Raw genomic sequence first — 10,295 nt, 5'->3', positions numbered from 1 at the left:
TACATCTACAGGTGAAAATTGGCAGGGGCGGCTGGATTCGAACCAACGGATGGCGAGATCAAAACCCGCTGCCTTACCACTTGGCGACGCCCCTAACGTGTAACTTTGAAATGTCTTAAAGGTGATTCTGCTAAACTGTTGACCAAGTAAGCTTTACAAGGTGCGTTTTGCAAAATCTTCTTTGTATCCATTTCACTGGTTACTTCAGTAAAAACACAAGCACCTGTACCTGTAAGCTTTGCTATACCAAATTGATCTAAATATTGCATCGCTTCTTCAACTTCAGGGTACAACTGTCGAGCCAGAGGTTCGAAGTTATTTCCAAAGCTAGAAGGTTCTAACTGATAGGCGCAAAATTTAGTGATCTTAGAGTCTCTTGTCAATGTTTTTTGTGAAAATAACAATTGAGTGCTGATAAAACAATCAGGTTTTAAAATAATGAATTGTTTTTGATCTAAGTCTATGAATGATAAATGTTCACCTATGCCTTCTGCCCATGCATTTCGACCATAAATGAAGACAGGAACATCTGCACCAAGTTGCACACCATATTCAGCCAACTGTGTTTCATTTAAGCCGCATTCCCAAAGTTGATTGAGCACAATCAGTGTGGTTGCGGCATTGGATGATCCACCACCAAGACCAGCACCCATAGGAATATTTTTCTCTATCAAAATTTTTAGTCCACACGGTTTTTTTGCATGTGGGCGTAATAATTGTGCTGCACGATAGATGAGATTTTGTTCAAGTTGAACTTCAGCAATACCTTCAATCTGGATTATTTCTTCAGACAAATTTTCAAAAGTCATCCAATCATATAGGTCAATCAATTGAAAAATCGTCTGTAATTCATGGTAACCGTTCGCTCGACGACCAGTAATATGCAGAAATAAATTTAATTTTGCAGGTGAAGGTACTCTAATCATAGATTAATTTAATCAATTATCGATTTTGAATCACCATTGTAATACGGTTTTCTTTATCTTCCGCAAGTGGTTGTTTAAGTAATAATTTATTTGGCAGCATTTGTGCGTCGTTATAACTAAAATTAACTGTCCAACCATCTTCAATGAGTTGCTTCAATCTATTATTTTCATCTTTTATGATTTGCGCATTTTGAGTCGCAGGTTTGGCTTGTACCCAATACGTCAAGTGCATAATTGGTGCTTGCCATCCTGTAGCTTTTTCAAGTAATTCTTCAGGTGTGGTCGCTGAAATAAGTCCAGTTTTTGCACTATTTAGTGTGACTTCACCAGGTTTACCTTGAATTTGTGTTTTTCCAACACCTAGGATTCCAGTTAATTCAATATCAAATTCATCTTGTTGCTGTGCCCATGTAAAGAATGCACTGCCAGATTGCTGCGGTGTACGAACCCCAATTTTGCCTTGTAAGTTAAAATTATTTTCATCTTGAACTTGCGGTGTCACGATTGGTTTTTGGGGTTGAGTTAAGCTTTGACAACCACTAAGGAATAAAACACTTGAACTACAAATCGCAATGCATAGTTTTGACAATGAGCGCATGAATTTAACTCTTTTTTACTGTGACAGGTAAGATTAAGCCATCAAGTTGTTGTAATTGTGGGGCATTTACATGTTTTTGTTTTAATTGATGTAACACATCACTGAATTGAGTGAGAGCACCTTGCATATACAATGCTTTGGCATATCGAATTCCAATATTTACATTCTGACTAATTTCATACGCTTGCCCAAGGACTTTGACTGCGGTATCAAAATCATTTTGTAAAAATGCGATATAACCTAGTGTATCTAAAATTGAAGCTTGTTCTGGTGCAAATTCTAGTGCGAGTTCCGCATACTTTCGTGCCTCTTTTAAGCGACGATTTTGTAAAGCAAGGGTATAGGCGTATGCATTAAGATAGGTTGGGCTGTTTGGCTCAATTGCCAATAATTGTTTCAGAGTCTTATCTAATTTATCTCGATCAGTGAAAGGATCAAGTAATAGTACTTCTGCATAAATGAGTTCAGGATCATCTGGCAAATTCTTTATTGCTTCATCCAGTAATGCTAAAGCCGCTTTTTTATTATTCATTTTCTTTAAAATATCAGCTTGCGCTTGATATAAGAAACTTGCATGTTGAGGATAATTCACACGCTCTTGGGTTAAGAAGCGTAGTGCATCATTCAATTGTTCTTGTTTTTCAAAAATAGCAATCATATTGCGTCTAGACACGATATATAAACTGCCGTCTACTAATCGATAATATGCCTTTGCTGTTTCATAATGCTGTTTGCGTTGAGCATTGATGGCTAAGTAGTAATAGGCTTCATTTTGATATTTGCTTGAATTACGCAAATCGACTAAGTACTGTTCTGCTTTTTCATATTGCTTTAGATCAATACTGGTTAAGCCCGCAATGAACAGTGCTTCTTCAGCATTTGGATGATCTTTTATAACATCTTCAAGTTTTTCTAATGCTGTTTGCTGATCATTGATCTGAATGTAATAACGTGCTTCCGCTAAACGAATATCGAGATTTTCTTTATTCTTGCGGCTAGCTTTAGCAAACCATTTTTGGGTTGCTTCATCATCTTGTAAAGCCATTAGCAGGTTGGCTTTCATTAAAATAAAACTAGTCGACTTAGACCGTTTACGCAATGCACGGTTAATATTCTTAAGCGCTTGCTCATACAAACCATCTTGCGCTTCTAGACCTGCGATCAAAGCCAATATCGAAGGATTGTCTTTTTCTGTGCTGGCACGTAAAGCATTCAATAAGATTTCGCGATCTTGAGCATTCTCAGGTGCAATTCCAGCCAAAATTTGTTCTAGATCAGAAGTAGGATCAATATTAAGAATTTTATCTAAGGTTTTTGCCGCAAGTTCATATTCATGCGTTTTTAATGCAATATGTGATAAGTAAAATAATGCTGGAACATCTTTAGGCTCTTGTTCAACCCAGTGCGTTGCAATATTTAATGCCGCTTGTAGATCATTGTATTCAAGAGCAACATCTAATGCGCGTTGCTTAATGGTTGTAGAGTTACTACGAATGGCAAGAACGGTGTAATTGTGTAATGCGGTTGCAATATCATCATAAGCAAGGGAAAATTCAGCAATCATGCTCTGTTGTAGTGCATTCTCAAAACTTTTGTCAGCATACATATCGTGTATTGCTTGTGCAGAGACATAAGAGCTCATGCTACCTAACAACAAGATTGTGGTAGAATACCGTCGAATCGTCTTGCCGCTAAAGTTATTACGGCGATATAGCTGACGCAATTTTTATTGATCCAAAGTAATGCTTTTTATGACACCGATGTTGCACAATAACATAAATTTAGCGAAATGATGATCTGATATGTCTTTCTTTGCATTGGGTGTCAACCATCAAACAGCTTCTGTTGAACTACGTGAGCAAATCGCTTTCAATGCAGAGCGGTTAGCTGTGCTATTGCAGGAGCAACGTCAACATCCTTCATTGAAAGATATGGTGGTTGTGTCTACATGCAACCGCACAGAAGTTTATGCCATGACAGAAGACGCGGATAGCGTCTTAAACTGGCTCGCCCAAGTGAATAATATTGATGTAAAACAATTAACTCATCATGTTTATCGTTATGAAAACGCTCAAGCTGTTACACATTTAATGCGTGTTGCCAGTGGTTTGGATTCGCTGATGTTAGGCGAACCACAAATTTTGGGACAGGTAAAAAGTGCTCTTGCCCTATCAAAAAATGCTGAAACAGTATCACCAGAATTGAATAGTGTTTTTGAATATGCTTTCTACGCAGCAAAGCGTGTACGCTCAGAAACGTCAGTCGGTAGCCATGCCGTATCAATGGGTTATGCTGTTGCGCAACTAGCATCACAAGTATTTAGCCACCCAGAGAAAATAACAGTAATGATTGTTGCTGCGGGTGAAATGAATACTTTGGTTGCCAAGCACCTTGCTGAAATGGGCGTGGCTAAAATGTTAATTTGTAATCGCAGTCGTGAACGAGCAGATCTTCTTGCTCAAGAAATTGCTCATCAAGTAGATGTTGAAATTATTCCTTTCAATGAGTTAGCACAAAATTTATATCGAGCAGATGTTGTTTCAAGTTGTACAGGAAGTTTGCATCAAGTGATCGGATATGCAGATGTTAAATCAGCATTGAAGAAACGGCGTTATCAACAAATGTTGATGGTGGATTTAGCTGTTCCACGTGATATTGATCCAAAGGTTGAGTCACTAGATAACGTTTATTTATATGGCGTAGATGATTTACAAAGTGTGATAGATGAAAATCTAGCACAGCGTCGTCAAGCTGCTGTTGAAGCTGAAGTGATGGTAAATCAATTAGCGACACAATTGATTACTCAGCAAAAAGTTAAAGAGGCGGGCGGAACGATACAAGCCTACCGCCAACATAGCGAAGAAATGAGTCAAATTGAGTTAGAACATGCCATGGATGCATTACAACATGGACATCCGCCTGAGCAAGTTCTACAAGAGTTTGCTCATCGTTTGACGCAAAAATTGATGCATCCGACCTCCATTTTATTGCGTGAGGCGGCTAAAGCTGAGAGCCCTGATTATTTTGAATGGCTACAGCAGCATCTTCATGAAGTATTTGAGCATGAGCGCAAGCCAAAACAATAAAAAATTAGGATAGTAAGCGTAAGCTAATTTGCTTAGTTAATTCATTCAATTGCTGACGTAAGTTGCGTGATTCAATCAGCGTAATCGGCGATTTAAGTTTTAATCTTAAATACTTTTCTTGTAAGCCTAGAGCATATTCCTTTGCTAATTTATCTGCAATTTCAGGTGCTTGAGTTAATGATTGAATATTGGTGCGTTGCATAATATCAGCAATCTCATGGCTAAAATTGCTACATGCACCGAGTACATAATAAGTTGCTAACTCTTGATCATCTGGTAGATCATCAAACACGATATTTAGTACGGCTAAAATCTTGGCCAACAATTCTGTTTGATCAATCACCGCACGTAATTCTTCAAAATGAATATAAAGAAAGGGATGATGCATTAAAATAGCGATCGCAAAATCTTCATCTTTGGTTTGGATGTTAAAAGAAAGCGAAGCATCATGACTAATTTGTGGGGTAAAGCGTTTACCCAAGCCAAGTTTTTCACGGAAAGATTGGGTGAGCAAATAACGAAAAGAACCATGTTTGGGTAATAACTCCGTTAATTCTCGTAGTTCTCCCATGACTAAACTTTTACCTTCAGGTGTGCTGACATCATGTTGCCCTGTTAAATGGGCAAATACGAAGTCAGACAACAGTGGTGATTGTTGCAATAGCCTTTGGAAGTTTTCTAAACCTTCTCGACGAATCAAAGAGTCAGGATCATGCTCATTGGGTAATACAAAAAACTTTAATTCACGCCCATCATTAAGAAGTGGTAATGCGATTTCTAATGTACGACGTGCTGCTTTTTGACCTGCAGTATCACCATCGAAAGCGATTGTGATTCGCGAATTTTGCTTAAATAATGTGGTTAAGTGATCTGCATTACTTGCTGTTCCAAGAGTGGCGACAGCACCATTAATGCCATATTGCTGCAAGGCGATGACATCCATATAACCTTCAACCATCAACCAATCATTGGCTTTAAGTTTACGGCCCTCATATAAACCATAAAGTAATTGGTTCTTGTGAAAAACTTCTGAATCAGGTGAGTTGATGTATTTGGGTTTAATTTCATCATTTAATGCACGACCACCAAAACCGACCACACGTCCTTTGTGATCACGGATCGGGAAGATCACACGTTCGCGTAACAAATCAAAATCACGTCCACTATCACTAGATCGAATTAAGCCAAGTTGCTTTAAGCCTTCAATATCTTGAGGGAAAGCTTTTTCTAAATGCTGCCAGTCTTCGGGCGCGTAACCTAAACGCCAAAATTGAATGGTTTGTGGTGACAAGCCGCGCTGCTTAAAATAATTCTGAGCTTTTTGACTATTAGGTAGCTGACGCTCATAAAATTGAGCAACATTTTCAAGAAGGTCATATAAATTGCCTTCTTGTACATTTTCTTCAAATGAGAAAGACGGATCAAACTGCGCAAAGGGATCATCTATGAAACGATCCATATCTACAAAGTGCCCATTGGTATAGTCATCAACAGCAGTAGGCGGAGTTGTATGGGGCTCTTGTGCTACAGTTGGTGCTGTTTTTGTAATAGTCTGAGAACTACGTTTGTAGGATAGTTTTTTATTATCTTGGTTATCCTTGGGTAAATCGATACCTGTTTTATCAGATAGTTCCTTCATTACATCAACAAAGTTACGACCATCAATATCCATTAAAAAACGAATAGCATTGCCATTTGCCTGACAACCGAAGCAGTGATAGTACTGTTTATCACGGTAAACGTGGAATGAGGGGGACTTTTCTTGATGGAAGGGACAACAGCCAGAATAGGTACGCCCAGTCTTTTTTAACTTCACACGTTGACCAATCAAATCGACAATGTCGGTTCGATCTAAAATCTGATCAATCGTATGTTGTGGAATCGCCATGTGCATTTAACCATTCAGGTAGAAAGTGAAATATTTTGCCGAGCAAAATGTCAGAAATTATTGTTGCATAAAATAAAAAACAGGCAAGGAGAGTCTTGCCTGTTTGATGTATCAGATGATTGCAAATTAGTTTGCAGCATCGTCCTCTGATGAGTTTGTTGCTTCTGGTTTATCTAAAAGCCCAAAGCTAAGACGATTTGTCCAACTCGGCTTATTATTTTCAGCTGGTACTACTGGTGTGACAACGGCTTCAGGTTGAGAGGTTGACTCTGTTTCAGATTTATCAAGTAAACCAAAACTTAGGCGGTTGGTTAGGCTGCGCTGTTGAGCTTCAGATTTAACTTCTTCTTTCACTTCAACTGTTTTAGATTCACGACCTAACAAGCCCAAAGTAGCACGATTTACCCAACTACCTTCTTTGCGAGCAGCGCGTAGATTTACTTCACCATTTGATTTCACAAGGTTTGGATAATTGAGTTTTAGAATTTCGATATACTGCTGTGCAGTCGAATTGTCGCCAAGCTTTTGATAGCTGTAGGCAAGTGTTGCTAAAGCTTCAGGTGTTTGAGGTGTTTGAGGATAATGCTCAATCACCCATTGTGCGCGCTCAGCTGCAGCCAACCATGCTTTACGTTGGATATTAAAACGTGCCGCATTCATTTCACTTTCAGCTAATTCTTGACCAATAAATTTCATGCGTTGAGCCGCATCAACAGAATATTTACTGCTTGGGAAACGGCGAATTAAATCCACAAAATTCTGATATGCAACTTTTACATAGCTCACATCACGATGTGACTGCTGTAAAGAGGTGTAACGAATTAAGCTGTCGTAGTTCATTTCCATGTTCGCTACGCCACGAACATAATAAGCATAATCAACATTTGGATGCTGTGGATTTAGACGGATAAAACGCTCTGCAAGCGCAATCGTGCCTTCATAATCTTTCTGTTTGAATTTTGCATAGAGAAGTTCAAGTTGAGCTTGTTGCGTGTAGCGTCCTGTTGGATAGTAGGTATCTAACGCTTCAAGAGATTTAACCGCATCAGTGTATTGATTGCGATCAAGAGACTTTTGTGCTTTTTCGAAATAAACTTGCTCACTTGATTGTGGTCCTTTATCAACCACTTCTTTTTTACTTGGATTGCTGCTACAGCCCACAAATGCAGACGCTACACCTAAAGAAAGTGCAAGCATCGTAATTTTATAACGTGGTAGCGACATAAAAACTCCTCTGTTATTCTGGGCAATGAGCTACAATGGTTCTATTAAACCATTTTTGTACCGATCATCAAATGACTTCAGCACAATCTTCCAATTCAAACTTCTCTGAAACAGATTTCTTACTCGAAGATTCTGTGGATGCAGATAATCATAATTCTGACTCAACTGCAACACGTTTATCGTTGCAAATACAACTCGATGAAGAGTATCTCGGTCAGCGTATCGATCAAGTCGCGGCTATGGTATGGAGCGAATTTTCGCGAGAAAAACTTAAACAGTGGATGAAAGATGGTCATCTGTTGGTAAATGGTAACATCGTAAAACCGAAGTATCGTTGTGAAGGTAATGAGCTTCTAACCTTAGAAGTTGAGTTAGAAGCACAAACGACAAGCCAGCCTGAAAATATACCACTCAATGTCGTCTATGAAGATGATGATATTATCGTGATCAATAAAGAAGTAGGGATGGTTGTTCATCCAGGTGCTGGTAATCCATCGGGAACATTGGTCAATGCATTACTTTATCATGCGCCAAAACTTGCAGAACTTTCTCGAGCTGGTTTGGTTCATCGTATTGATAAAGATACCAGTGGTTTATTGGTTGTTGCCAAAAATCTAGAAGCTCAATTTTCGCTAAGTAAACAACTCGCTAAGAAAACAGTCTATCGTGTATATGATCTAGTGGTTTATGGAAACATTATCGCTGGTGGAACGATTGATGAGCCGATTAAAAGACATCCAGTCGATCGCGTGAAAATGGCGATCCTACCTGGTGGTCGAGAAGCGGTAACTCACTATAACGTGAAAGAACGATTTAGAGATTTTACTCGCGTTCAAGCGCAACTAGAAACAGGACGTACTCATCAGATCCGCGTGCATTTTAGCTATCTAGGATATGGTTTAGTCGGTGATCCAGTCTATGTAAATCGTGTGCGTTTACCTGCTGGTGCTTCTGAAACATTGATTGATATGTTGCGTAGCTTTAAACGTCAAGCCTTGCATGCAGCAAAACTTGGTCTCGTTCATCCTCGCACTGGTGAAGAAATGATGTTTGAAGCTCCGTGGCCTGAAGACTTTAAGCAATTAGTTGAAGTATTGCGCACTGAAAATAAGGCTTATTAAACGATCTTTGGAATAAAATATGGAATTTGTACAAGGTTTGCCTAAAGGTGTTTACGTCGGTCAAACGTGTATTGAGCATCCTCAAGCGATTGCAACGCCAAATCAAAATCTAAAAGGTTTTAATTTAGCATTGCATGTTAATGATGAAGCACAGCGAGTTCAGCAACATCGCATGATTTTGCTTAATCAACTATCAAATTATGGTGTTGATAAGATTACATGGATGACACAAACGCACAGCACGATTTGTCTAACTATCAATGAACAAATTCCATTTAATGCCCTTGAAGGCGATGGCTTAGTCACACAGCGTGCAGGACATGCACTCATGATGATGACAGCGGATTGTTTACCAGTCGTTTTAGGAAATGCTGAGGGTACAGAGGTTGCTAATCTACATGCAGGCTGGAGAGGTTTGACGAATGGTATCATTGAAAACACCGTCGCTCAGATGCAATCGCAGCCAGCTTGGGCATGGTTAGGAGCTGCGATTAGTCAACCTTGCTTTGAGGTCGGGGCAGAGGTGAAAGCTGCATTCTGTGAAAAATATACTGAACTGGAATTTGCATTTATCTCAGGACAGACTGAGGGTAAATATTTAGCTGATTTATATGCAATCGCTCGATTTATTTTAAATCGCTTAGGTGTGCAGAATGTTTTGGGTGGTAATCAATGTTCATTCCGACAAACTACAGATTATTTTTCTTATCGTCGAGATTCTAAAACAGGACGTATGGCAACATTTGTGTTTATGCAATAATTTTAATTCAATAAGCAGTTGATTCGCTTAGTTGTGATGAAAAATGTTAAACTTGATTCAATTCATTGGTTTTTAAATTTTCCATGTCTTTCATTGATCAAGAAACTCCTAAAGTTCAAGTTTGTGTAATTTTTCATAGTCCTTATGGACATACTGCAAAAGTTGCGCAACATATTGCTCAAGGTGCGGAACAGGGAGGGGCAGAAGTGCATCTCATTTCTGTTGCTGCTCCACAGTGGGATTTAATCGATCAAGCAGATGTGATCGTAATGGGTTGCCCAACTTATATGGGTAGTCTGACTTCTGCGCTCAAGCAATTCATGGAAGACTCGTCTAAGCGATGGCTTGCGCGAACTTGGCAAGGAAAAATAGCTGCGGGCTTTACCAATGGTGGTGGATTAAGCGGTGATAAATTGGCGGTGTTGCAACAGATCAATCTGTTTGCAATGCAGCATGGCATGTTATGGGCGGGATTACCGTTTATGCCAACAGGACGAAGTCCATCAGATATTAACCGTATGTCCAGCTTTCTAGGTTTAATGACTCAATCAGATAATGCAAGTGTCGAAGTAACACCACCTGAGGGTGATTTAGAAACCGCACGTAAATTTGGCAAATATTTAGCAGAATTACGATTAAAACAGATCAACATTTGATACCTATAAAAAAACCTCCAATATCCTTGGAGGTTT

Annotated in this window: 9 protein-coding genes and 1 tRNA gene; 4 read left to right on the top strand and 6 right to left on the bottom strand. The window is 39.1% G+C overall.

Annotation, left to right across the window (positions count from 1 at the left end):
* Positions 1 to 19: 19 nt before the first annotated feature.
* From F948_RS03705 to F948_RS03690, 4 genes are all read right to left on the bottom strand, one after another.
* A tRNA-Gln gene (locus F948_RS03705) sits at positions 20 to 94 on the bottom strand.
* Positions 93 to 926 (bottom strand): 4-(cytidine 5'-diphospho)-2-C-methyl-D-erythritol kinase, encoded by an 834-nt coding sequence (ispE, locus tag F948_RS03700; RefSeq protein WP_004960112.1) that lies wholly within the window; start codon positions 924 to 926, stop codon positions 93 to 95. The genes F948_RS03705 and ispE overlap by 2 nt, the downstream gene beginning before the upstream one ends.
* 16 nt (positions 927 to 942) lie before the next feature.
* Entirely contained in the window at positions 943 to 1,524 is a 582-nt protein-coding gene (lolB, locus tag F948_RS03695) for a lipoprotein insertase outer membrane protein LolB (RefSeq protein ID WP_004913993.1), read from the bottom strand.
* 4 nt (positions 1,525 to 1,528) lie between these two features.
* Positions 1,529 to 3,247, bottom strand: a complete 1,719-nt coding sequence (locus F948_RS03690) for a tetratricopeptide repeat protein (RefSeq protein WP_004960109.1) — start codon at positions 3,245 to 3,247, stop codon at positions 1,529 to 1,531.
* Between the two features lie 79 nt (positions 3,248 to 3,326).
* On the opposite strand from F948_RS03690, the gene hemA reads away from it, so the two are divergent.
* On the top strand, positions 3,327 to 4,610 hold the full coding sequence (gene hemA / locus F948_RS03685; protein ID WP_004960107.1) for a glutamyl-tRNA reductase: 1,284 nt from the start codon (positions 3,327 to 3,329) through the stop codon (positions 4,608 to 4,610).
* Positions 4,611 to 4,614: 4 nt separating this feature from the next.
* Here the strand turns inward: hemA and F948_RS03680 are convergent, their stop codons facing one another.
* Together F948_RS03680 and F948_RS03675 are read right to left on the bottom strand one after the other, a co-directional pair.
* Positions 4,615 to 6,498, bottom strand: coding sequence for a DNA primase (locus tag F948_RS03680; RefSeq protein ID WP_004960104.1), 1,884 nt, complete (start codon positions 6,496 to 6,498; stop codon positions 4,615 to 4,617).
* A gap of 126 nt (positions 6,499 to 6,624) precedes the next feature.
* Positions 6,625 to 7,722, bottom strand: coding sequence for an outer membrane protein assembly factor BamD (locus F948_RS03675; RefSeq protein ID WP_004960102.1), 1,098 nt, complete (start codon positions 7,720 to 7,722; stop codon positions 6,625 to 6,627).
* 71 nt (positions 7,723 to 7,793) lie between these two features.
* Between F948_RS03675 and rluD the strand changes: the two genes are divergently transcribed.
* The 3 genes from rluD to F948_RS03660 all read left to right on the top strand — a co-directional run bounded on the left by rluD (position 7,794) and on the right by F948_RS03660 (position 10,259).
* Positions 7,794 to 8,843 carry a 23S rRNA pseudouridine(1911/1915/1917) synthase RluD gene (gene rluD / locus F948_RS03670; RefSeq protein ID WP_026057388.1) on the top strand — a complete coding sequence of 350 codons (1,050 nt, stop codon included), beginning with the start codon at positions 7,794 to 7,796 and terminating at the stop codon, positions 8,841 to 8,843.
* A 19-nt stretch (positions 8,844 to 8,862) separates the two neighbouring features.
* The gene (gene pgeF / locus F948_RS03665) at positions 8,863 to 9,603 is read left to right on the top strand and encodes a peptidoglycan editing factor PgeF (protein WP_004960098.1); all 741 of its coding nucleotides are present in this window, start codon (positions 8,863 to 8,865) and stop codon (positions 9,601 to 9,603) included.
* 83 nt (positions 9,604 to 9,686) lie between these two features.
* Positions 9,687 to 10,259 (top strand): flavodoxin family protein, encoded by a 573-nt coding sequence (locus tag F948_RS03660; protein ID WP_004913972.1) that lies wholly within the window; start codon positions 9,687 to 9,689, stop codon positions 10,257 to 10,259.
* The last annotated feature ends 36 nt before the right edge of the window (positions 10,260 to 10,295 follow it).

The sequence above is a fragment of the Acinetobacter junii CIP 64.5 genome (genome assembly GCF_000368765.1).
Taxonomy (GTDB): domain Bacteria; phylum Pseudomonadota; class Gammaproteobacteria; order Pseudomonadales; family Moraxellaceae; genus Acinetobacter; species Acinetobacter junii.
This window is presented reverse-complemented; position numbering and strand designations above follow the sequence as displayed.